Annotated in this window: 18 protein-coding genes and 2 pseudogenes; 10 read left to right on the top strand and 10 right to left on the bottom strand. The window is 63.8% G+C overall.

The window, feature by feature from the left end:
• Positions 1-244 precede the first annotated feature (244 nt).
• A pseudogene (locus H276_RS23855) lies at positions 245-334 on the bottom strand (MmpS family transport accessory protein); the annotation flags it as partial.
• On the opposite strand from H276_RS23855, the pseudogene H276_RS25605 reads away from it, so the two are divergent.
• A pseudogene (locus H276_RS25605) lies at positions 331-1,002 on the top strand (transposase); the annotation flags it as partial. The pseudogenes H276_RS23855 and H276_RS25605 sit on opposite strands and share 4 nt — an antisense overlap.
• Here H276_RS25605 and H276_RS23850 read toward each other — a convergent pair.
• The gene (locus H276_RS23850) at positions 991-1,131 is read right to left on the bottom strand and encodes an MmpS family transport accessory protein (RefSeq protein WP_081625400.1); all 141 of its coding nucleotides are present in this window, start codon (positions 1,129-1,131) and stop codon (positions 991-993) included. The pseudogene H276_RS25605 and the gene H276_RS23850 sit on opposite strands and share 12 nt — an antisense overlap.
• A 56-nt stretch (positions 1,132-1,187) precedes the next feature.
• Complete coding sequence (locus H276_RS22550; RefSeq protein ID WP_081625391.1) at positions 1,188-2,819, bottom strand: FAD-dependent monooxygenase; 1,632 nt, start codon at positions 2,817-2,819, stop codon at positions 1,188-1,190.
• 219 nt (positions 2,820-3,038) lie between these two features.
• On the opposite strand from H276_RS22550, the gene H276_RS0104495 reads away from it, so the two are divergent.
• Positions 3,039-3,650: a TetR/AcrR family transcriptional regulator gene (locus H276_RS0104495; RefSeq protein WP_026356580.1), complete on the top strand. Its 612-nt coding sequence runs from the start codon at positions 3,039-3,041 to the stop codon at positions 3,648-3,650.
• A 272-nt stretch (positions 3,651-3,922) separates the two neighbouring features.
• Here H276_RS0104495 and H276_RS0104490 read toward each other — a convergent pair whose 3' ends face one another.
• The 4 genes from H276_RS0104490 to H276_RS0104475 are packed head-to-tail and all read right to left on the bottom strand — an operon-like array spanning position 3,923 to position 8,462.
• Positions 3,923-4,954 carry an amidohydrolase family protein gene (locus H276_RS0104490; protein WP_019970115.1) on the bottom strand — a complete coding sequence of 344 codons (1,032 nt, stop codon included), beginning with the start codon at positions 4,952-4,954 and terminating at the stop codon, positions 3,923-3,925.
• A gap of 36 nt (positions 4,955-4,990) precedes the next feature.
• Complete coding sequence (locus H276_RS0104485; RefSeq protein ID WP_019970114.1) at positions 4,991-5,995, bottom strand: VOC family protein; 1,005 nt, start codon at positions 5,993-5,995, stop codon at positions 4,991-4,993.
• Positions 5,992-6,876 (bottom strand): alpha/beta fold hydrolase, encoded by an 885-nt coding sequence (locus H276_RS0104480; RefSeq protein WP_019970113.1) that lies wholly within the window; start codon positions 6,874-6,876, stop codon positions 5,992-5,994. The genes H276_RS0104485 and H276_RS0104480 overlap by 4 nt, the downstream gene beginning before the upstream one ends.
• Complete coding sequence (locus tag H276_RS0104475; RefSeq protein ID WP_019970112.1) at positions 6,873-8,462, bottom strand: bifunctional 3-(3-hydroxy-phenyl)propionate/3-hydroxycinnamic acid hydroxylase; 1,590 nt, start codon at positions 8,460-8,462, stop codon at positions 6,873-6,875. Before H276_RS0104475 ends, H276_RS0104480 begins: the two co-directional genes overlap by 4 nt.
• Before the next feature lie 88 nt (positions 8,463-8,550).
• Between H276_RS0104475 and H276_RS0104470 the strand changes: the two genes are divergently transcribed.
• The 8 genes from H276_RS0104470 (at position 8,551) to H276_RS0104430 (ending at position 16,826) form a co-directional block, all read left to right on the top strand.
• Entirely contained in the window at positions 8,551-9,183 is a 633-nt protein-coding gene (locus H276_RS0104470; RefSeq protein ID WP_019970111.1) for a TetR/AcrR family transcriptional regulator, read from the top strand.
• Positions 9,180-9,968 (top strand): 2-keto-4-pentenoate hydratase, encoded by a 789-nt coding sequence (locus tag H276_RS0104465; RefSeq protein ID WP_019970110.1) that lies wholly within the window; start codon positions 9,180-9,182, stop codon positions 9,966-9,968. Before H276_RS0104470 ends, H276_RS0104465 begins: the two co-directional genes overlap by 4 nt.
• Before the next feature lie 23 nt (positions 9,969-9,991).
• Positions 9,992-10,936, top strand: coding sequence for an acetaldehyde dehydrogenase (acetylating) (locus H276_RS0104460; RefSeq protein ID WP_019970109.1), 945 nt, complete (start codon positions 9,992-9,994; stop codon positions 10,934-10,936).
• A gap of 1 nt (position 10,937) precedes the next feature.
• Positions 10,938-11,957 (top strand): 4-hydroxy-2-oxovalerate aldolase, encoded by a 1,020-nt coding sequence (gene dmpG, locus H276_RS0104455; RefSeq protein WP_019970108.1) that lies wholly within the window; start codon positions 10,938-10,940, stop codon positions 11,955-11,957.
• A 426-nt stretch (positions 11,958-12,383) separates the two neighbouring features.
• Entirely contained in the window at positions 12,384-12,593 is a 210-nt protein-coding gene (locus H276_RS0104445; RefSeq protein WP_026356579.1) for a helix-turn-helix domain-containing protein, read from the top strand.
• Complete coding sequence (locus tag H276_RS0104440) at positions 12,590-13,816, top strand: type II toxin-antitoxin system HipA family toxin (protein WP_019970105.1); 1,227 nt, start codon at positions 12,590-12,592, stop codon at positions 13,814-13,816. The genes H276_RS0104445 and H276_RS0104440 overlap by 4 nt, the downstream gene beginning before the upstream one ends.
• 219 nt (positions 13,817-14,035) lie before the next feature.
• Positions 14,036-15,442, top strand: coding sequence for a DUF1254 domain-containing protein (locus tag H276_RS0104435; RefSeq protein WP_231376598.1), 1,407 nt, complete (start codon positions 14,036-14,038; stop codon positions 15,440-15,442).
• 43 nt (positions 15,443-15,485) lie between these two features.
• On the top strand, positions 15,486-16,826 hold the full coding sequence (locus tag H276_RS0104430) for a DUF1254 domain-containing protein (protein ID WP_231376597.1): 1,341 nt from the start codon (positions 15,486-15,488) through the stop codon (positions 16,824-16,826).
• A gap of 10 nt (positions 16,827-16,836) precedes the next feature.
• Here the strand turns inward: H276_RS0104430 and H276_RS22545 are convergent, their stop codons facing one another.
• The 3 genes from H276_RS22545 to H276_RS0104415 all read right to left on the bottom strand — a co-directional run bounded on the left by H276_RS22545 (position 16,837) and on the right by H276_RS0104415 (position 23,056).
• Complete coding sequence (locus tag H276_RS22545; RefSeq protein WP_155942945.1) at positions 16,837-19,122, bottom strand: LuxR C-terminal-related transcriptional regulator; 2,286 nt, start codon at positions 19,120-19,122, stop codon at positions 16,837-16,839.
• 844 nt (positions 19,123-19,966) lie between these two features.
• Complete coding sequence (locus H276_RS0104420; protein ID WP_019970101.1) at positions 19,967-21,283, bottom strand: nitrate/sulfonate/bicarbonate ABC transporter ATP-binding protein; 1,317 nt, start codon at positions 21,281-21,283, stop codon at positions 19,967-19,969.
• A gap of 30 nt (positions 21,284-21,313) precedes the next feature.
• Entirely contained in the window at positions 21,314-23,056 is a 1,743-nt protein-coding gene (locus H276_RS0104415; RefSeq protein ID WP_019970100.1) for an ABC transporter permease subunit, read from the bottom strand.
• Positions 23,057-23,134: the final 78 nt, after the last annotated feature.

Here is a 23,134-nt window from a genome sequence, read left to right as displayed (position 1 = left end):
CGCGCACTCCGACGTCACCAGTTAGGAAGACCTCAGACATCGCTGCCGACCCAATCCGCCACCAAGTGTCGGGCGGTTCCTGATCGACAAGCCACTAGGCCCGAATGGTGCGTTGAAGGTATGCGGACTAAAAGCAACACGGCGGCAAGCGCCACCCACGCTAGGACGACTGGGATGGCGAGCCTGCGGATTGTACGCGGAATCGACGGTCGTCCAACAAGTTTCGGATTTATTTGAGGAGTTCTCACGCCGACTTCACCAAACAGAACGTCGCTGCATTCACTCCGGTATCTGACCGCTCCACTTTGATCACATCATCGACGGTGACGCGGCAGCCGGGTGGCGCTGCGCGTTCTGACGGTGGCCCGTGAAGAGATGGTCGCCGAACGCACTCGGGCGATCAACGCCCTCACCGCATTGCTGCGCACCGTGGACCTCGGGCTTGATGTTCGTAAAGCATCGCCACACAGTCAATTCAAGGCCATCGCAGCATGGCGTGACCGCAAGGAAGACCCGGTCATCGCCACCTGCAGGCAGGAAGCGGTCTGGTTGACCAAGCGCATCGTCGCCCTCGACGGTGAGCTGGTCGACAACCGCAAAAGTCTCGATTCCCTGGTCGAGGATGTCGCTCCCGAACTCTGCTAGCTGCCCGGGGTGGGGTCGGTCGTCGCCGCATGCGTTCTGACGGCGTGGTCGCATCCGTGGCGTGTCCGGTCCGAGGCGGCGTTCGCCGCCCTCGCCGGCACCTGCCCAATACCAGCATTGTCGGGAAATACCTTGCGGCACAGACTAAATAGCGGCGGATACCGCAGCCTCAACCGCGCATTGACCACGGTCGTCATCGTTCGGATGCGCACCCACGCCCCGACCCGCGCATACGTTGCCCGCCGCAGCGCCGAAGGCCGCACCACCAAAGAGATCATGCGCTCGCTCAAGCGGTACATCACCCGACAGCTCTACCGCACCCTGGCCGCAGCATATCCGCTGCCCTCAACCCCTTGACACGTAGCTCGGTGAGGCTTGTTCTGTAGCGCCAAACCGTCCATGTAGTCGCCATACACCAAACCCCGCGGTAGCGATCACAACTATGAGGACTATCGGAATCCACGCTCGACGCAATACTCGGATCATCGAAATCACCTTCGTCGCTGGGTTGGTCGACAAACTCTGGCTTCCAGGAACCGAATTCAAGCACGCGCACGGGTGACGCGGCCAGTCTCGATCAGGCCGAAATAATCGGCTATCGGATCGAAATTCATTGTGTCACTGCGATATCCGACGTACTTATCTGGACGGATGAGGTATAGGCTCGGGCGCTGAACGCCGTAGCGGTCGTGCGCGTCGCTGCGCACGTCGGCGAACACTCCGTCGGCGGGAATGATGGCCAAATGGCATCGGGTGATGAGATGGACCTGCCCACGCCCGGCCATGACTTCCTCAGCATCACGCTTCCATCCGTTGACGATATCCGGGTTGGATTCCTCGGCGGCAAACAGCACCAAGTGATGGCCGAGACCCCGATAGAGGCGCCGCAACGCGACCGGCCCCTCGCAGGTTTCGACGTAGGCATCACGGAACACCTCGCCCGCCTCGGGACCGCCGTCCTCGGCGTTACTCCACGGCTCAGCCTTCGCGTCGGACCAATGCTCGAAAACTAGTGCACTACTGCGGTAATTGACCGCGTGCTCGCCAAGCGCATTCGCGAACTTCTGCTGCGCGGCGCTGAGCTGGCTGAACAGCCTGAGTGCATGACGGCGCGCTCGCCGGGCGACAAACTTGTTCTCGGTCGCCACCCGCGTCGCGGTCGAGGTGGCGTTGACGACGGACACAGCGACCGGTCGCCGTTCGGCCTGGTAGCTGTCCAGGAGGAGCGGGGAACAGCCACCGACGACCTGAGCCAATTTCCAGCCGAGATTATAGGCGTCCTGCATGCCGGTGTTCATCCCTTGGCCACCGACCGGACTGTGATTGTGGGCGGCGTCGCCAGCCAGGAACACTTGGCCGCGTCGGAACCGCTTGACCAGTCCCTCGCGGGCGACGAATGCCGAGCTCCACTGTAGGTCGCTCAAATCGGCCTCAAGCGGGGTGCGATCGGCGATCTGCGTAGCGAACGCGGATAGTCCGGGATGACTGGGCGGGTTGTCGTCTCCGGTGTCGCTGATGATCCGCCAGTAGCCTCCCGACATCGGAAACACCGCGACCAGCCCACCCTTAGCGAACCAGACGTGGAAGCGATCCCGCTCGATGCCCCAGGGCGCTGCGACGTCACCGAGGATGAAGCCACGACCCAGATCGGCCAGCTCCCGATCGATCCCAGCCCCTTCACGGACGGTGCTGTGAGCACCGTCGCACCCGACTAACCATGTCGCGCTGCATGTTTCGGTACGACCATCACCATGAACGATGTCCGCGCTGACACCCGCCTCGTCAGATCGGCAGGAGGTCAGACGAGTGTTCCACTCGACCTGCACCCCTAGACTTTCGACCTTTTCGCGCAGAAGCTCGCAGGTTTTCCACTGGGCAATGCAGAGGTCCATCTGAAACGGCGAGTCGACGGATGTGATGTCGAACTCAGCCAGGCGAGTCGAACCATGATAAAAGTTCAACGCGCGCAGCGGAATTCCCCGTTCGATCACGGCGTCGGCAACCCCGAGATCATCCAGCAACTCCAGGGACCGCGCTACCACGGCCACCGCCCGGCTTTCCTTCACCTCCGCCGGACCGGCGTCGATCACACGCGGAACAACACCACGGCGAGCCAGCTCGGCAGCCAACACCAACCCTGTCGGCCCAGCCCCCACAACAAGGACGTCAGTCATCGAACGTCTCACTTTCGGTTAGGGATTCGTGGTCCCTGGCCGAGGCCAGCGACGTCACGGCGGTCATGGATGCCGGGTCGACTGCTTAGCTCCGACCCGGTGGTCGAATTGGGTTGAAACCCTTCCGCACTTCAAAAAGAATAGATATTCTGTTTGGAGTCTGCATCGGATAGCCTGGGGATGTCAATAGAGAATCTTCGTTCGGGTTAGGTGATCGAGATGCCGCCAGTGTCTGAGCGCCACCGCGATGTCCGCCGTCGACAAATCATCGATGCGGCACGGCGCTGCTTTGCTCGGGCCGGATTCCACGCCACGTCTATGCAGGACGTCTTCCGCGAATCCGGCCTGTCAGCGGGCGCCGTCTATGGCTACTTCAAAGGAAAAGACGACCTCGCGAGCGCCATCATCGAAGAGGTGCTGTCCGAAATTGGGGCGACACTCGATGCATTCGACGAAACCACGTCCCCAGTACCCATCTGTCAAACCGTGGCCCACGTAATCCACGTTCTAGACCGCCCCACCAACGGCCGCGAACTGGCAAGCCTCGCCGTCCAGGTCTGGGCCGAAGCCGGTCGAACACCGGAACTCAAGGACCGCCTGGCCGGCTACTACCGTCAGATGCGCGAACGATTCACTACCCTTGTAAAACACCACCAAGACCTAGGCGCCATCGACTCCGAGGCCGATGCACCGCACCTAGCTCAAGTCCTCACGGCCTTAGCGCCAGCATTCTTGTCCCAACGCGCTCTGCTCGATGACATCAGCGCCGACACCTTCGCCAGCGGCCTGTGCGCACTCCTGCCATGCGAACACACGACGGCACGCCCTTGACCCCAAGCCCACGGAGAAAATGCTGCGGACCGACCCATTTCAGTCCCTGGTGCGCCCAGTCTCCGGTGATCTGCAATCGTCCGCTAGCCGATCTCCTAAATCGTCAGCGACGGTGAGATAATCCGTTGCACTACAGGTAAATAGAGGAATCATTCCCTCAGTCGTGATGCCGTTCGAGCGTCATCTCTGAGCGGGCCCCACCACCCCGCCGCAGTACTGTGCTAAGGAACGGTTCACGGCGGCGATAACCAAAGGAGTTGGGCTCCGGGACGTTACCGAGTGTCGATGAGTCTGGCGACTCCCCGCATGACCGTTCGACTGGCCGCATGTCGGATGCGCTCGAGTGGTGCCGGTGGCGCTGGCGCTGGAACGGTTCCGAGCCTGGGGAACAGCGCGAGCGCGTTGTCCCGTTCGATGGCTCGTCGTGTCGGAGTGTCGATCGCGGGGTAGGTTTCGAGCCCTGCCGCGAAGAGCTTGCTTGCGGCCAGCGGCGCGAAGGGCCAGTCGGAGCCGAAGGTGATGTGGCCGGGTTTGGCGAAAGCCAGCAGGGTAGGTAGCGCTGCGGCGCTCGAGGACAGCGCGGTGTCGAAGTAGAAGCTCGCGAAATCGTCGAGGCTGTCGGTCGGGCTGGCGCCGGTGTCGCCGGTGATGGCGAGGGCCATGCGGTGGCTGGCATAGGGCACGAATCCGCCGGCATGGCTGAGGATGAACTTGATGTTCGGATACTTTCGTCGTATTCCGTTGCGGACCAGTAGATATGCCGCGCGAGTGGTGTCGAGCAGGAAGTCGGCGGCGAAGGGCAGGACACCGGGGATGGTCGGTCCGGGCAGGTCCGCGGGGTGGATGAACACGACGGCGGACCGGTCGTTGAGGACGGTCCACAGGTCGTCTTGTCCTTCCTGGCCGAGGTAGGTGCCCGCGTTGTTGGCCAGTAGCACCAGTCCGTCCGCGTGCAAGGTATCCAGAGCGCGGGTGGCTTCGGTGACGGCTTCGCCGATGTTCGGCATGGGGATGGTGGCGAAGAAACCGAATCGTGCGGGGTTGTCGGCGACGAGTTGAGCACCGTAGTCGTTGAGGTCGCGTGCGAGTGCGGCGGCGTCGCTGGGATTGGGCAGGAAGGTGGTGCCCGGCGTGGACACCGATAGGATCGCGGTGGCGACGTTGAGTTCGTCCATCGTGTGCAGGGATGCTTCAGGGCTCCATTCGGGCAGGGCTCGGCCGCCGGCGTCGTCGATACCCTTCTTGCGCAGTGCGTCTCGGTAGAACGGCGGGATGGCGTGGTGGTGGGTGTCGATGCGGGTCATGGCGGGCGTGTCCTTTTTGATTAGTTGTCGGCTTGATTAGTTGTCGGCGATGCCGGCGCCGGCGAGGGCGGGCACGGTGTCTTCGCGGTGCAGCAGCGACTGGGCGCCGGTCTTGAACTGGTGCAGTTTGTCGATGATGGTTTGGCCTTCGGGGGTGTGGCCCCAGATGCTGATGCCTTGGTAGGTGGTGGGTTCGAAGGTATTTTCGTCGATGACGATCGGGTTCCACCCCACTTCCCATTCGAATCCCGACGGGGTTGTGGCGTAGAAGGACAGTTCCCTGTCGTTGGTGTGCTGGCCCATCGACAGCGCCATGTCGAAGCCGAGGTCCTTGACGCGCTGATAGGCAGCGGTCACATCGTCGAGGTCGGCGGCTTGGATGTTGAGGTGCTGTACACGGGTGCGAATCGGGTTGAGCGGCAACCGGTTCACTGCGGCGATCGCGATGGAGTGGTGGCGTTCGTTGACCCGTAGGAACCGGATCTTGAGTTTGACGCCGCTGATGGTCTCATCGATGTAGTCGGTGAGCCGCGCGTCCAACAGAGTGTCGTAATAGCCGCGCATCTGGTGAGGCTTCTTCGACGTGACCGCAACGTGGCCCATGCCGGAGTCACCCGTGACGAAGCCGCGGCTGATCATGTTCAGCGGGTCGTTGGTGGTGTGGGCGCGGGTGAACAGTTCCTGGGCCAGGCCGTTGGGGCCGGGGATGCGCACCAGGCGTTGCACCCCGCGCAGGGCAGCTTCCTCGGCGGTGCCGTCGGTGACCGGAACGCCGTGGCAGGTGACGCGGCGCAGGATCTCATCGAAGGTGTCGTGGTCGTCGAGTTGCCAGCCCAGGGTGATGACGTCTTCGGCGGGTCCGCGCTGCAGCAGGAACCGGCACTGGTGATCGTCGAGTCGGAATCGCATGACGTCGCCCACGGTGTCGTCGAGGTGCATGCCGATCGCGTCGCGGCCGAAACGGCGCCAGTCGGCGAAGCGGTCGGTCTCCACGACGATGTAGCCGAGGTGCACGTTGCCGAAGACGCTGTGGTCGATCATGGCGCGAAAACCCTTGCCGAGGCGAGGAAGTCGGTGACAATCTGGTTGAACAGTTCGGCGCGTTCCCACTGCATCCAGTGCCCGGTTTCGGAGGTCATGACCAGTTCGGCGTGGGGCATCGCGTCGAGAAGCATGGGTCCACCGGCAGGCTTGTTGACCTTGTCGTCGCGGCCCCACAGCACCAGTGTGGGGGTTTGCAGCGTCCTGAGCCGGGGGTCACGGGTCAGATCCATGCGCCACAAGGTCCGCAGCGCGAACGGCCCGGACGGGCGGCGCAGCGGCGGGTTGGCCACCACGTCGGGGTCGATGGAGGCTTCATAGCGCAGGTCGATCAACTCGTCGGGCACCGAGGTGCCGTCGTAGACGAGGTAGGTGCGGATGAATGCGTCGAGTTTGTCGCGGCTGGGGCCGTCGCCGCCGTAATACCCCAGCAGACTGTTCAGCCCGGCGGTGGGAAGCCCTTTTGTGGTGCCGATACCACCGGGACCCATCAGCACCAGCTTCTCCACCCGGTGCGGGGTGTCCAGGGCCAGGCGCAGGGCGGCCGCACCGCCGTAGGAGTTGCCGATGAGGTGCGCGGTTTCGATGCCGAGGTGATCGAGCAGGCCGCGGATCATGTCGGCGAGATAGCCGAAGGGGTCGGACTGGTCGACTCCCTTGACCGAGCGGCCGTAGCCGGGCATATCGGGCACGATGACGCGGTAGTGCGCAGCGAGAGCATCGATATTGCGGGAGTAGTTCGACACCCCCGAGGCGCCGGGGCCGCCGCCGTGCAGCATGACCACTGCCGGCCCGGTGCCGGTCTCGGCGTAGAAGATCGGTTTGCCTTTGCCGTCGATGTTGACGGTGACGGTGTGTTCGGTGAGGTTGGCGGTGGTCATGCGGTGACTCCATCCTGGATGGTGGTGGCTAAGTGGCAGGAAGCGGTCAGGATGGCCGGTGGCGGTTCCACTGGCTGCCCGGATCGCGTTGCGGCGTAGACGAATCCGTCGGGCCGAACGACGACGGTGGTCGCGTTCTTCGCGGCCAGCCAGGCACGCAGTTCGTCATCGCGGTCGATGACGATTCCCGGTGACGGCGCCGCCAGGGCACTGGCCAGGCCGATCACCTGGGCACCGATCGCCGCCCAGGCGGCTGCGCCGACCGGGGCGGGTCCGGTGTGCAGGACAGCCCACTGGCCGCCGAGTACGTCGTCGAGGCGCACCGTTGCGCCGGTGTGGTCGGTGACCCAGGGCTGAGGAAGCTGCCATCCCGACGCCGGATGCCGGTCGGTGGCGAAGAACCCGTCGTCGTACCGGGCGTTGGGGATCCAGTACAACTTCTGTCCGCCGGTGAGCACGCCGGGCAGTTTGGTGACCGCGCGCAGAGCGTGATTGCGCAGTGCGCACATGTGTTTGCGCCGTTCGGTGATGACCTTGCCGACGAAGACGGCGCGTTTGGTGACCTCGGTGACGTGGGGTTTGCGTTCGGTCTCGTACGAGTCGAGCAGAGCCTCGGGGGCCTGCCCACGCAAGACCGCTGCGATCTTCCAGCACAGGTTGGCAGCGTCGCGCACGCCGGCGGACATGCCCTGCCCGATCCACGGTGGCATGGCGTGGGCGGCATCACCGGCGAGGAAGACTCGGCCGACGCGCCAGCGGTCGGCGACGCGGACGTGGTGGCAGTAGACCACCGCGCGCAGGATCTCGACGTGCTCGTCGGTGATCCCCTGATCACCCAGGACCTGCCACACGTATTCGTCGCTGACGAGCTTCTTCTCGTCTTCACCGGCGGTGGCGGGATACTCCCAGCGGTGGTGTCCCAGCGGGGTGGGGCAGTCGACCGTGGGCCGGGCGGGGTTGCAGTGAAAGCGCAACCGGTCATGGGCGTCCCACTCCTTGAGCACCTTGGTGTCGATGACCACCCAGCGTTCCCCGTAGGTTCGCCCGCTATAGCCGACGCCGAGCAGGCTCCGTGTCGGTGAGGACCCGCCGTCGGCGGCGATGACGTAGGACGCGCGGATCCGGCGAAGGGCGTCGGCGCGCAGGTCGCCGATCAGCAGTTCGACGTGGTCACCCTTGTTGAGTGCGCGCAGGCATTCGGCTTCGAGGATCACCTCCACGTTGGCGAAACGGGCGACACCTTCCCGCAGCACCTGATCGATGGCGGGCTGGTAGATGAACTGCTGCGGCGGGTGGCCGCAGCCGCGGCCGGCGATGGTCGTCTCAATGAACGGCACGCCGTCGGCGTCGACGAAGGCCACCGGGCGATCGGGCAGCATGTCCTGTTGAAGTCGCTCGGCCAGGCCGATCGACTGCCATACCCGCAGCACCTCTTCGTCGGTGGAGATGGCACGTGCGCGGGAATAGATGTCGGGATCGCGTTCGATGACGACCACGCTGAGGCCGAGCTGCCCGAGCAGGTTCGCGGCCGTGGCACCGGTGGGGCCGTAGCCGATCACCGCGACGTCATATGTCAGTTCACTCACTGCTGCCTCCCGCACCACTTGTTCTGTAGTGATCGCTACGCTAATGTAGCGATCACTACAGAGTCAAGAACGACAGGAAGGCCGGACGGTGGCTGACAAACAATCCCCCGGAAAGCGGCGGCGGCGCGCCGACGGTGAACTCTCTCGCGCCCGAATCCTGGACGCCGCAACAGAAATCGCCTCGGAGCGCGGCTATGAGGGCACCAGCATCGGCGCCGTCAGCGCCAAGTGCGGCTTGCCGGCCAGTTCGATCTACTGGCACTTCAAAGACAAGGACGACCTGCTGGCCGCGGTCATCGAACGGAGCTTCGGCAATTGGCTGTCCGCATGGCAGCTACCCGCCGACGGTTCGGTGGCGGAACGCATCGAGGCCGTGGCCGCCCAGGCCGCCAAGGCGCTGCTGGATTCACCGGATTTCATCCGCCTGGGCTTGATGCTCGCGCTGGAGCGACGCCCCGTCGAGCCGCGAGCGCGAGCCATGTTCATCGACGTACGCACACAGGCCTACCAGGCGTTGAGATCCGGAATCCGCGATCTGACACCGGGTTTGACCGAAGCCCAGATCCATCAACTGGCCACCTACACTCTCGCCGGCGCCGACGGACTGTTCATCACCAAGGAGATCGGCGGAGACGCGATCGACCTCGTCGAACTGTTCGAAATGCACCTCCGCGCGGTCTACGCCACCGCGATTGTGATGCTTGAGGACAACGCCTCGTGAACGACGTAATCACCGACGCCGCCGCCGACCTGTGGGCCGCGCACCGCGACCGCACACCCATCGCCCCGGTGACCGCCAGCCATCCAGGACTGACGGTGGGCCAGGCGTACGCCGTGCAGCAGATCAACCAGCGTCGCCGACAAGCGGCCGGGGCCACGCTGGTGGGCCGCAAGATCGGGCTCACCTCGACGCCCATGCAGCAGTTACTCGGTGTGGACGAGCCCGACTACGGCTACATCCTCGACGACATGGTGATCCAGGGCGACGCCGTGGACATCAGCCAGTTCTGTGCTCCCCGAGTCGAACCCGAGGTCGCATTCCTGCTGCGGTCGGGTCTGCGTGGGCCTGGCGTCACCGCCGCCGACGTCCGCGACGCCACCGAGGCCGTCGCCGTAGCACTGGAGATCGTCGACAGCCGCATCGCCGACTGGAAAATCACCTTGCCCGACACCGTGGCCGACAACGCCAGTTCCGGTGCCGTGATCCTCGGCGACTGGCTGCCCTATAGCGACGCCCTCGCGCTGCCCCGGACCACCGCAGCGCTGTATCTCAACGACGTGCACATCGACTCCGGCACCGGCGCTGGGGTGATGGGCGACCCGGCAGCCGCCGTCGCCTGGCTGGCCAACGCCCTGTCCGAGCACCGAACCGAACTGCACGCCGGACAGTTCGTCATGTCCGGCTCCTACACCACCGCGGCGTTCGTCCATGCCGGTGATGTCGCCGCCGCCACCATCAGCGGCCTGGGTGCCGTGTCGCTGGCCTTCACCACACGAGGAAACTAACCATGGCAGAACATGATTGGCCCGTGGCCATCATCGGCTCGGGCAACATCGGCACCGACCTGATGATCAAGATCCTGCGCAGCAACGGACCGCTGCGCGCCGCGGCAATGGTCGGCATCGACCCGCACTCCGACGGCCTGGCCCGCGCCGAAAGCCTGGGGGTACCCACCACCGCCAACGGCGTCGACGGACTGCTGGACATGCCCCACTTCCAGGACATCAAGCTCGTCTTCGACGCGACGTCAGCCGGAGCGCACCGCGCCAACTGGCAGCACCTGGAACCCGCCGGCGTACGGATGCTCGACCTCACCCCCGCAGCGATCGGCCCCTACTGCGTGCCGGTGGTCAACCTCGACGACCACCTCGACGCCCCCAACCTCAACATGGTGACCTGCGGCGGACAAGCCACCGTCCCCATCGTCTCGGCGGTAGGCTCCGCGGTGGGCTCGGAAGTAGGCGCTGTGTCCTACGCCGAGATCGTCTCCTCCATCAGCTCCAAGTCCGCCGGACCCGGTACCCGTGCGAACATCGACGATTTCATCGAAACGACATCAGCGGCAATACAGTTCGTCGGCGGCGCCCAACGCGGCAAGGCCGTGATGATCCTCAACCCGGCCGACCCGCCCATGCTGATGCGTAACACCGTCTACTGCCTGGTCGACGGAGACACCGACCACGACGCCATCGAATCCGCCGTCACCGAGATGGTCGCCAAGGTCAACGTCTACGTGCCCGGCTACCGGCTCAAACAACGCGTGCAATTCGAGACGTTCACCGCCGAGAATCCGCTCCACATCCCCGAAACCGGCAAGTTCAGTGGCACTCGCGTCACCGCGATGCTCGAAGTCACCGGCGCCGCGGACTACCTGCCCGCCTACGCCGGAAACCTCGACATCATGACCTCGGCGGCCAAGGCCACCGCGGAACGCATCGCCACCCACGCCAGCACGGCCACAACAGGACTATGAGATGACCCACGACCTCTACGTCAGCGACGTCACCCTGCGCGACGGCATGCATGCCATCCGCCACCAGTACAGCGTCGCCCAGGCCGTGGCCATCGCCGCCGCTCTTGACGACGCCGGTGTCGACTCCATCGAAGTCGCCCACGGCGACGGCCTGGCCGGGTCGAGCTGCAGCTACGGCTTCGGCGCCCATACCGACCTGGAATGGATCGAAGCCGTCGCCGCAGCCGTGACCCACGCCAAGGTCGCCACCCTGCTGCTACCCGGCATCGGCAGCGTGCACAACCTCAAGGACGCCCACCGCGCAGGCGCCACGGTCGTGCGCGTAGCCACCCACTGCACCGAAGCCGACATCTCCGCCCAACACATCGCCGCCGCACGTGAACTCGGCATGGACACCGTGGGCTTTCTCATGATGAGCCACATGACTGACCCGATGTCGCTGTCCGAGCAGGCCCAGCTGATGGAAGGCTACGGCGCCACCTGCGTTTACGTGGTCGACTCCGGCGGCGCGATGACCATGAACGATATCGCCAAACGCGTCGACGCCCTACGCCAAACCCTCGATCCGGCAACCGAAGTCGGCATCCACGCCCACCACAACCTGACGCTGGGGGTGGCCAACTCGATCATCGCGGTCGAACACGGCGCCACTCGCGTCGACGCCTCGCTGACCGGAATGGGCGCCGGTGCCGGCAACGCGCCGCTGGAGGTTTTCATCGCCGCGGCCACCAAACTCGGCTGGCGTCATGGCTGCAACCTGCACGCACTCGAGGACGCTGCGGACGACCTGGTGCGCCCGCTGCAGGATCGACCCGTGCGCGTCGACCGCGAAACGCTGACCCTCGGCTACGCCGGTGTGTACTCCAGTTTCCTGCGCCACGCCGAGACCACCGCCGCCCGCTATGACGTCGACGCCCGCACCTTGCTCGAAGAGGCCGGACGCCGCGGCATGGTCGGCGGGCAGGAAGACATGCTCGTCGACATCGCCCTCGACCTCACCCAGGCCCAGGCGCCATCGTGACCGACATCGACCAACCTGATCCGGCCGTTGAAGATGATTGCGAACGCGTTCAGTGCGGGCGCGGCCGGTGGGGTCTAGGGATCGCGTCGATGAACACCACCGGATACACCGACTCCAGCGGCCGGCTGCACCACTCGGTCATCGGATACCCCTTCATCCGAGCGTCGAACGAATGCAGCTACGCCGATAGGCCCCGCACCCCGACATTTGACCTTTGCGTGGGTCTACGGGCGGGCCGACCCTCCCACCGGAACACGTAGGTGATCCCTGAAGTTTGAGTGAGGAGCAGCCCTTATGCATGAAAAATCAGGCATAACAGCTTGACGCCACCCCGCTGAAGGGCCATTCTGTCTTATGCATGATTTATCAGGCATAAGGAGGGTCATGGCACGCCCAAGGCGCACAAATCCGCAACGCGAGGGCTTAATGCCTGAATTAGCAGGCATAAGCCAAGCCTTCATCGAGCGAAGATTGGCACTGCAGCTCACCCAGGAGACGCTGGCTGACCTGGCCGGGGTGTCGCGCTACAGCGTCCAAACCTTAGAAGCGGGGACCGGTGCAACCAAGATCGGTTCGGTCCTCGAGATCGCCAACATCCTTGGCCTGCGCCTCGATGTGGGTTCGGCGCCGGAATGACGGACCGAATTGACCTCGACCTTCGCGAGGTCACCAGAGCCGACGTATACATCGACGAGGTACTCGCCGCCCACCTGACCCGCGAACGTGGAGATACCGTCAGCTTCGATTATGTGGCCGAAGAACCTGGCGAAGGCCGTGTACGAGATCGATCGGTTTCCTGGTCATTACTGCGGTCTGGCGAGTATCCGGTAATCACCGCGGGAGGGGTTGTTCCGCCCTTTTTCGCCGGACTCTTGCCAGAGGGTATTCGACTCGGCGTCGTCACCTCATCAACAAAGACCTCGGCAGATGACCATCTGACATTGCTGCTCGCGATCGGCGCCGACACTGTCGGCAACATTCGAGTGTTCCCCGCCGGCGCAGCTCCCCTCCTGCCGCTGCCATTATTCGAACCCGAGCGAGACAACGACTTTCACGCAGTCTTTGCGAAGCTGACGGGTTCTGTCGAGGCCGACCCTGTCGGTTTGGCGGGGGTCCAACCCAAAGTCAGTGCTGGCAGGATGTCGACTCCGACTCAAACCCGTGCAGGCCCCGCAATACTCAAGCTGAACCCTGCCGGCTTCCCGCTCCTCGTCGAAAACGAGCACTTCTTCATGCGGATGGCATCAGCATGCGGACTGCGAGCCGCTCAGACAACGTTGCTACACGATGGGCAGGGGCGCAGCGCCCTATTGGTAAATCGATTTGATCGGGTTGGGCCAAAACGGATTCCGCAAGAAGATGCGTGCCAGGTGGCCGGCCTGTATCCGGCGTCGAAGTACCGCATCAAGACGGAAACCGCTTTGACAAAACTCGCCGAGGCCTGCGGACGCGGAGGCGGGTCGCGAGTGATAGCGCTCGCCGAACTGCTGAAAGTTGTTGTATTCAGCTGGCTGATCGGGAACGGGGACCTGCACGGAAAGAACATGTCGATCTATAACCCAGATGGATTGTGGCAGCCCACCCCCGCCTACGACCTGCTCTGCACGCAGCCGTACGCCGGGTGGAACGACCCTATGGCACTCAACCTGTACGGACGAGCGAACCTCCTCACGCGCACTAACTTCATCGAGGCGGGCGAACGACTTGGAATACGCGAACGGGCTACGAAAAACATGATCGACACCATGATCGACGTGGCAACTGCATGGCCGGATAGATGTGGCGAGATAGGTTTTGACGACCGGCAAACAGAGCGCCTTGCGCAAATGTTGAACACCAGGCTGGACAGTTTGAGGTGATCTGACAGCACATACCGATCAAGGGACACGAATCAGTACACCCGCCGATCCAACCTTCGGCGGTGTCGTTCGACTGTGGTGCGCTCCTAACTGTGGCGAGCTCGCCCGAATCGGGCGATGTCCCTGGCCACCTGGCATTCGCTATGGTCGGTCCACCGCAGAGCGCGACTGCTTGTCGGCGGCGGCCAATGACCCTTTTCGAATGCGAAGGTGCGGAACTTGCCGATCAAAGTGTGGCGTCGACGTGTGTGGCGGTTCGCCTCTGTGGTGGGAGTGCTGACGCTGACGGCGTGCAACTCCGGCGGGTCCCATTCGAGTCGCAATTCCGGTTCGCGTGCTGACGAGGCTTCACTGCGTGAAATGGCCCGCGACGCATACATTTTCAGCTATCCGCTGGTGATGAATTACCGCACGATGTACCGCCAGGCGATTGCCGGTGGCGCGGAATTCGGCAAGTGGCTGAATCTGGGGTTGGCCACACCGCAAGACGCCGACATCGTCACGCCCAACAACGACACTCCGTACTCCTATGCCTGGGTAGACCTGCGGGCCGAGCCCTGGGTGCTGACCATGCCCCTCATCGAGGCGGACCGGTACTACACCTCCCAGTGGGACGATCTGTGGGGCTATGTCCTGGACAACCCTGGCTCGGTGCTCGACGGGAACGGTGGGGTCTCGGTGCTGCTGGCCGGCCCCGGCTGGACCGGCGACCTGCCGGCCGGACTGGACCGCGTGGTCAAAGGTGAGAGCGACATCCTGGGCACGCTGACCCGTACCCAGTTCCTGGCTGCCCAGGGTGGAATGCCCCGGGTCGAAGAGATCCAGCACGAATACCGGCTCGAGCCGCTCAGCGCCTACCTCGGTACCAGCGCACCACCCGCTGCGCCCCAGATCGACTGGCCCAGCTGGAAAGAGGGAGCAGAGCAAAAACTCGAATTCTGGGACTACGTCGCGTTCATGCTTCAGTTCGTCACGCGCAATCCCGTGGACCAGCCCATGTATGACGCCCTCGCGAAGCTGGGGCTCGGAACCGATCAGCCCTGGGATCCGTGGAGTCTGGCACCCGAAGTTCGCACGGCGCTGACCGAGGGCATCACCGACGGTCAAGCCGCGCTCAAGCATGCCAGCGAAGTCATGAAGAACGCAGTGGGCGTGTTCGGTACGCGGGCCCAGTTGGGCACCGACTACCTGAACCGCGCGCTGGGGGTCTACGCAGGAATTTTCGGCAACGTCGCCGAACAAGCGATGTACTTCAGTCTGGTCTCCGACGATAAGGGCAAGCCACTCGACGGCAGCGACGCCAGCTATACGCTGACATTCTCCGCCGGTCAGCGGCCTCCGGCCAAGTACTTCTGGTCGATGACGATGTACAGCCTCCCGAGTCGCTTCCTGGTGAACAACTCCATCGACCGCTATTCAATTGGGAATCGAACTCCGGGGCTGCGCGAGAATCCCGACGGCTCTCTGACGATCACCTTTGCCAAGGACGATCCGGGCGGCGAGCGTAGTGCCAACTGGCTTCCGGCGCCGGATGGTCCGTTCTGGGTGGTCCTTCGCACCTACGGCCCGGAAAAGGCCATCCTGGACGGCACCTGGAAACCTCCGGCCGTGGTCAGAGTCCCCTGATCGAGCCGACCACTGCGCCCGCCAAACCACCGAAAGAGTCATCTTGCCGCTCAACATGCAACCCGGATATGCCCAGACCATCGCGTCGATGGCTTACACGTGGGGTTGGCCGATGATCAACATGATCAACCGCCGCGCCGCGATGACCCAGGCACCCAAACAGGCCCTGCTCAATGGCGTGCTGCCGGTGGCACCGCGTGGTCGTCTGGCGATGCTGTCGGATTACGTCGATCCCGGCCAGACCTTTGTCGCGTGCCCCAACCAGGATGTGGTGTACGGGCTGGCCAACTTCTCCCTCGATGAGGAACCGGTGATCGCGCAGGTACCCGACTTCGGGGATCGGTTCTGGATATATGCGCTCTACGACAATCGCACCGACCAATTCGGTGAGCTGGGCAAACCCTACGGCACCAAGCCGGGATTCTATCTGATCGTCGGCCCCAATTGGCGCGGCGAGAAGCCCGCCGGGGTGGAGGCCGTCATCACCTCTCCGACAGCTCTGGCCAACGCGGTCCCACGCATTTTCATGGATGACACGGCCGCCGATCGCACGGCAATTCAGCCGGTGATCAATGGAGTCAACATCTACCCGCTGCGCGAATTCGACGGCACGGTCAAGACCGCCGAATGGGCGAAGTTGCCGACGCTGGAAGGCCCGGTCGCCGAAGGCCAAGGCGAAACGAAATGGGTGGTGCCGGAAAGGTTCATCGATCAGTTCGGCGAGGTTCTCGACACCGTCGGCCCGCTCCCGGGCGAAGAGGCGCTGTACGGGCAGTTCCGCGTGCTACTCGACACCGCCGAACGTAACGTCGACACCAAAAAAGTCGTGCTCGACACCGCGGTGGCTACCGAGAACTCGGTCATCACCCCATTCCTGCGGTGGGTGCACAACGGTCGTCCGGCGGGTAACGGGTGGAACCGATCCATTAACAGTGCGCAGTGGGGCTACGACTATTTCAATCGGACCGGTACAGCCAAGTCGAACATTTTCGAAAACCGCCCCACCGAAACGCAGTATTTCTATACCGACAACGATTCGGCCGGAGCGCCGCTGGAGGGTGCCCGCTCCTATCGGGTCACATTTGCGGCCGGCCAGGAACCTCCGGTCCGCGGATTCTGGTCGGTGACGCTCTACAACGAACACCACTTCTTTCACCCCAACGATCTCAAGCGCTACTCGCTGGGAACCAAGAACAAAAACTTGAGCCGAAATCCCGACGGTTCGTTGACCATCTACGTGGGTGTCAATTCGCCTGGCGCAGAGCATGAATCGAACTGGTTGCCGGCGCCGGTGGCCCCGTTCTCCCTCTACATTCGCGCATACTGGCCCGACGAATCCGTTCTCGACGGCACCTGGCAGCCGCCCGAGATCAGGATTGCGTAAGTAAAGCCACTCAGCCGTCGGTGTCGCGTTCCGGCGCAGGAAGATTCGCCAACCGGATTGCGTCGCGGCGGTTGGCGGCGCCGAGTTTGCGGTAGATCGCGCGCTGATGGGTCTTGAAGGTGTTGACCGAAATGCCGAGCTGCTCGGCGATTTCGGCAAACGTCATCGGCGTGCGCAGACACGCCAGCACCTCGATTTCGCGAGGGGTGAGCCGTTCGGCGCTCGAAACATGCCGAGCCGCTACCCGCTCGGTCACTGCCCGGCACTGTGCAAGGAATGCGTGATGGGCCGTCAACCCCAGGTGGGCGGCCAGCAACTCCCGGCACTGCACGTCGGCGTTGTCCAGGAAGGGCAGTAGCACGCGCTGCGGGGCGCACAGGGACAGCGCCTGCTCCAGGAGGCGGTGGGCGGCCGGCTTGTCACCGTCGGCCCACTCGAGCAACGCCAGCACCAACAACGCGTAGGCCTGACTGTAGGGCTGGGTGACCACGGCACGGCCCACCTCACCGAAGCGGCGCGCCATGTCGACGTCGCCGAGCCGTCGGCACAGGCCAGCGGTGATCACCGTGACGGTGGGCAGGTGCGGACCGGCGGTGATCTGGGCGGCCAGTTCCAGGGCCAGGGCCGGTTCGCCACGGATCTCGGCCAATCGGGCCTGCCCGCCAAGTTTGAAATCGGTCCATGGCACTCCGTGGCTGTCGACATCGGGTATCCGTTCCAACATCGTCTCGGCCAGCCCCAGTGAGGATGCGTCGTTCAGCGTCGCCGCCGCGTAGGCGAACATCAGTTTGGCGACATCCGGATATCCCGTTCCGGCGGCGGTACTCACGGCCTGGAAGTCGGCCAGCGCCGACGCTGGTTCACCCTGCCAGAACCTGACCCAGCCGCGCGCAAGTTCATCGGCACCGTCGCCGTCGTGCCACAACCACAGTTCGGGCAGAGCCGACGTGTCTTTCCTTGCGTCGTCCACCACCCGCATCGTTGCGGTGAAGTCGCCCGTTTGCGCAATGGTGAAAGCCAATGAGCGTCGGGCGCGTTCGGCGAGTTCATTCAGTCCCAGCGCCCGACACTCGTAGACCGCGGCGCGAAGCAGGTCAGCTCCGTGCTGCGCCTCGCGCAGCCGAGAATGCGCCCAGCCCAACAGGAACAGCGAGCATGCGTACGCCGAAGGAGTCACGACATCGTGGTCGCTGAGGGTCGCTTCCGCCCGGGCGGCCGCGGCAAGAATGTCGAAGCGATCTGCGGAAAGCAGGATCCGTACCAAATCGCTGATGAAAAGTGCTCGTGCGGAATTATTTTCAGTCTTGCAGAGGTCTTGCGAGCGGGCGAACAACAGATGCGCGTCGACCGCATCACCGGCAAGATCGCGGCATGCCGCTCTGATGGCCAGTAATTCGGCGCTTTCGCCGCTCGACTGGATCACCGCCAGACAAGCGTTGTCGAGAGCACCGGCGCGGGACTGCAGCAACAGCTCGAGCCAATAGTCCGCGAGGATGTCCACGGCCAGGCTGCCGTCGACAGCTTCGATGGCATGGCGGATGGCCTCCAGCGGGTACCGGGTACGCAAGTGGGTTGCTGCGAGGGCATTGAGATGTCGCCACCGGGCGGGGTCTTCCTGGCGCACGATGCGTCGACAGTGTTCGGCGAACAGCGAATGCCACCGGTACGACAGCTGTTCACCGTCACCGAAGCGGGTGATGAACAACGCGTGCGCAACGCAATCGGCGATCAATTTCGAGCCGTCAGGACAGTTGGACAATGCGCAGGCCAACTCGTCGTCGAGTCGGTCGACCACAGTGGCAGCGGAGACGAATTCGGCCAGCCTGCGCGGCAGTCGGTCCAGCACCGCCGACCGGATGTAGTCGGTCAGATCTGCATCGTCGCCGACGAGTGCCGACCCGGCGCCGCCCACGATCGACAAACGGACCGCACTCGGCCACCCACCCGTGCGGGTCATGATCTGGGCCACCTGATCGTCATCGAGATCACAACCGAGCCGGGTGGCCGCATCGTGTACTTCCTCGGCATCGAAAGCCAGCAGAGAGGCGTCGATCACCGCCAATTGCCCGTGCACGCGTGCCCGAGCCCAGGCCGGGGGAACAGCTTCGGTCAGGATCACCACGACCTTCAACCAGGGCATGGCGTGGTCGACGAACAACTCGAGTGCCGAATCACCCAGCGCGCCACGGGCGAACTGGAAATCGTCGATGACGATCGTGAGAGGCTCGGCGGAATGCAAGCCCGCCAGACCTGTCCACGCCGCCGATAGTGATGCCGATTCAAACACCTCAGCCACGGCGTCCGTAAGTTGTTGGTCGTGGCGGGCATACGCCGCCCGCTGAACAGCTATCAGCAGCGCCTGAAGGACGTCTGATCGGTCAGCGACCGCATGAGTAAATGCCAACCACGAGACCGATCCTGGCCGCTTGAGCTGGCGACTCTCAACCCATTGTGCGACCGCGACTGTTTTACCGAAACCGGTGGGCGCACTTATCACTGTCAGTGGTACCGCAGCAACGGTGTCATCCAAAGCCTTTGCGACTGCTGGACGCGCAACCATCTGTGAGCCGATCTCCGGCCGATCAACGTGAAACCACACCAAAGATGGCCTACGCGACCGATCTGCTCCCACCACGGGCTGAGCCTACTTCGCGGAGATTTGGCAAACTCATCCTCGAAGGCAAAGGCTCGCAGTTGTGTCGGAGGTACGGTTACCGTCCGCCGACGCCGTCGAGGAAAGGACCTGAGTAACCCCATCCCGCAATGGGCGGAGCACGGCGCCGACCGCAAGGCGGTGCCCTATACGGTCGCAACCGACATGGATGCGCCGAACCCGGACTCGGGTGAAGAGTTCGCCGGGCCCGGCCCTTCCGCCCGACCCCAATGCTCCGGCCGGCGAAATGGGCGTCAAGTTCGACCGATCCGGCTACCGGGTCCCGCCAATCCTGGTGTCCCCCTGGGTTCCTCAAGGCTCCGTGTTCAACGACGAGTACCGCCGCCGCGCTTCCCGTTCCCGCTTGGCACCTCGACGAACGGGCCGCCCAGGCGCTGAGCCAGCTCGGTAGGGCCATGGGGCTCGGCCTCATCGCCCATGCCCGTGACCAGGGGCTGGCGCTCCCCCGCAACGGAAATCGCCCACTCTAGGAGAGAGCCGCGAAGATTCCGGCGGCAGGATCTGCGGTGATCTGGTCGGTGTCGGTGTCATAGTCGAAGAGTTCCGCATATCGGCCCCAGTCGATGGCGGTATCTAGCTGGTGCTGAGCGTCTTCGATGCTGAAGCCGCGTTTAACCAGGTCGAGAAAGAATCCTGCGCGGAGGTTGCCGTCGACACTGGCCGACAGCGCCTTGCAGATGGTGCGTACCAGCGGTGCTCGGGTACGTGCTTGATGGGCGAAGATCTGTTTGCTGGTTTGGATGTTGGCCGTGGTGAATTCTTTTCCGGTGTGGGTCATTTCGAGATCTCCACCGGTGACGTGCAGGAAGTCGAGTAGCGCTGCGGCATCGACGATGGGTAGCAGATCGTCGATTTCAAAGTTGAGTTCGGTGGCGATGTCAGGAAGGTCGGCGCGGCCGCCGCGGGCATAGACGATTTCGACCAGGCCGGCCAGACCACCGACGGTGGCGTCGGGCAGTGGTCGGGCAGTCGGTGAGGCGGCGGTGGGTTCGGGAATGCTGATGCCGGGTTCGGTCCCGGTGAGCACCACGTACAGTCTGTCGACCAACGCTGTGAAAGCCGATGCGCGCCGGTCCCGCGGCCGCGGCAGGTCGACGCGGATCTCGGTGCGGATATGGCCGGGGTTGGCGCCGAGAACGACCACCCGGTCGGCCAGCAGGACAGCTTCTTCGATGTTGTGGGTGACCAGGCAGATGGCTTGGGTGGGAAAGTTTTGGCCCGTCCACAAAGACATGAGTTCTGTGCGCAGGTTTTCGGCGGTGAGGACGTCGAGGGCAGAGAAGGGTTCGTCCATGAGTAGCAGGTCGGGTTCGAGGACCAGCGCGCGGGCGAATCCGACACGTTGGCGCATACCGCCGGAAAGTTCCTTGGGATAGGCGGATTCGAATCCGTCGAGACCGATGAGGTCGATGGCCTTGAGTGCTTGCGCATGTCGTTGGTCCGGGTGGATGCCGCGGGCGACGAGACCGAGTTCGACGTTGTCTTGCACGGTGAGCCAGGGCATGAGGGCGAAGGTTTGGAACACCATGGCCGTGCCGGGGTTGGCACCGTTGAGTTCGGTGCCGCGATACTGCACTGAACCGCAGGTGGGGCTGATGAGGCCGGCGATCGTACGCAGCAGGGTGGATTTGCCGGACCCGGATCGACCGAGCAGAGCAACGATTTCGCCGGCGCGGATGTCGAGGGTGATGTCGTCGAGGACGTGCAGGGTGTCACCGGCGGCGCCGGTGAAGCTCTTGCTGACGTGTTCGAGGTGGATGAGAACGTTGTTGGTGCCGGTCACGGTGAACCTCCGTCGGGTAGTGGTGACGTGTTAGGTCAGGGAGAAGCGTCGTTCCGACAGCGCGTAGAGGCGTCGCCAGAACAGCCGGTTGGTGGCCACGACGTAGAAGCTCATGACGATGACGCCGATGAGGATGTGGCTGGAGTCGCCGGTGGCGGTGGCATCGGTGATATAGGCCCCGAGCCCGGTCGCGGTCAGGGTGGTGCCGTTGTAGCTGACGACTTCGGCGACGATGGAGGCGTTCCAGGCGCCGCCGGCGGCGGTGATGCCGCCGGTGACGTAGCTGGGGAAGATGGCGGGAAGGATCAACTTGCGCCACAATAGCTTTCGGGGCAGCTGTAGGTTGGTGGCGGCTTCACGCAGATCGTTGGGGATGGCGCTGGCTCCGGCGATGACGTTGAACAGGATGTACCACTGGGCTCCGAGGCCCATCAGCAGGATGCCGCCGATGTCGAGGCTGATGCCGGTTGCGACCAGGAATGCGGCAATGAGCGGGAAGAGGAAGTTGGCGGGGAAGGATGCGAGCACTTGCACGACGGGTTGAGCGAGGCGAGCGACCTTGGGGTTCAACCCGATCCACACTCCGATCGGCACCCAGATCACAGTGGCGGCGATCACGAGCACGATGACCCGGCCGAAAGTCACCAACCCGAGCAGAAGGGCGTGGCCGATTTCGCTGAAGCCCGCGGTGGTGGCGATGTAATCGATAACCCGGTAGCCGCCGTAGGCCATGATCACGGCTACGGTCAGGGTGAACACCGTGTCGCCGAGGCGGCGTCGTGTCGGTGAGGTGCGCAGGGGATGCTCGGCGACACCGAAGGTTGCCATCACCCGATCGAGCGGGTGGACGAGGCGCCCGAGGGGCCCGCCGATGATCCGGGAGGCGTGCGAGTAGCGCAGCAGGTTCAGGGTGAGGCTGCGGGGTAGGTCGGCTGTCTCGGAGTCTTCGACACGGAAGCGTTCGGCCCATGCGGTCAGGGGCCGCCAGAACAGCACGTTGACTCCGATGACCATGGCGATCATGACCACGATCGCCAGCAGTACTTTGTTGAGTTCGCCGGCGTCGCTGGCCGCGGCGACGTAGGCACCGATGCCGGGCAGGGCGAAGTGCTGGTTGTTGACACTGAGTGCTTCCGAGGCGGTGAGAAAAAACCATCCGCCGCCGAAGCTCATCATGCCGTTCCAGACCAGCGGGATCATGCCGCTAGGCACGTCGAGACGCCAAAACCGTTGCCAGCGTGACAATCTGAGCAACCTGGAGGCTTCATCGAGTTCCCGCGGCTGTGACACCAGTGAGTGGTAGAACGCGAAGGTCATATTCCAGGCTTGGGAGGTGAAGATGGCGAAGATCGACGCGCACTCCAATCCCAGCTCCGAGCCGGGGAACAACGCGATGAATCCCGTGACGGTCACCGACAGAAAGCCCAGGATCGGCACCGATTGCAAGACGTCGAGTAGCGGGATCAACACTTTCTCTGCACGGCGCAGTCGGGCGGCGGCGGTGGCGTAGACGAAAGTGAAGATCAGCGACAGGGCCAGTGCGGCGAACATACGCAGTAGCGATCGGGCGGCGTAATACGGCAGTTCGGCAGGATCGGTGGAAACTCTGGCCGGCGCGGTCTGCGGTGTCCACGCCACAGTGGTGCCGTGGGCAACCCGCACGATCAGCCATAGCAACGCCGCCGCGGCGAGGAAGACGACCACATCGGCCGCGACGCCGCGGGTCGGGCGCACCAGCGCGCCGCGGGTCGGGAAAGTACCTGGGGCAGACATAGTTTCACCTGTCTTAGGTGTCGTCGTGACGGTGAGTGCGGATGCCGGCTACGCCGGCAACACAGTGGCCGGTATGTC

It is taken from the genome of Mycobacterium sp. 141 (assembly GCF_000382405.1).
In the GTDB taxonomy this organism is placed as follows: domain Bacteria; phylum Actinomycetota; class Actinomycetes; order Mycobacteriales; family Mycobacteriaceae; genus Mycobacterium.
This window is presented reverse-complemented; position numbering and strand designations above follow the sequence as displayed.

Coding starts and splice junctions, on each gene's coding strand:
- H276_RS0104485 (WP_019970114.1), bottom strand. CDS start 5,995: ATGATCGACCACAGCGTCTTCGGCAACGTGCACCTCGGCTACATCGTC.
- H276_RS22550 (WP_081625391.1), bottom strand. CDS start 2,819: ATGACTGACGTCCTTGTTGTGGGGGCTGGGCCGACAGGGTTGGTGTTG.
- H276_RS23850 (WP_081625400.1), bottom strand. CDS start 1,131: ATGATCCGAGTATTGCGTCGAGCGTGGATTCCGATAGTCCTCATAGTT.
- H276_RS0104445 (WP_026356579.1), top strand. CDS start 12,384: ATGCCTGAATTAGCAGGCATAAGCCAAGCCTTCATCGAGCGAAGATTG.
- H276_RS0104495 (WP_026356580.1), top strand. CDS start 3,039: ATGCCGCCAGTGTCTGAGCGCCACCGCGATGTCCGCCGTCGACAAATC.
- dmpG (WP_019970108.1), top strand. CDS start 10,938: ATGACCCACGACCTCTACGTCAGCGACGTCACCCTGCGCGACGGCATG.
- H276_RS0104415 (WP_019970100.1), bottom strand. CDS start 23,056: ATGTCTGCCCCAGGTACTTTCCCGACCCGCGGCGCGCTGGTGCGCCCG.
- H276_RS0104440 (WP_019970105.1), top strand. CDS start 12,590: ATGACGGACCGAATTGACCTCGACCTTCGCGAGGTCACCAGAGCCGAC.
- H276_RS0104480 (WP_019970113.1), bottom strand. CDS start 6,876: ATGACCACCGCCAACCTCACCGAACACACCGTCACCGTCAACATCGAC.
- H276_RS0104490 (WP_019970115.1), bottom strand. CDS start 4,954: ATGACCCGCATCGACACCCACCACCACGCCATCCCGCCGTTCTACCGA.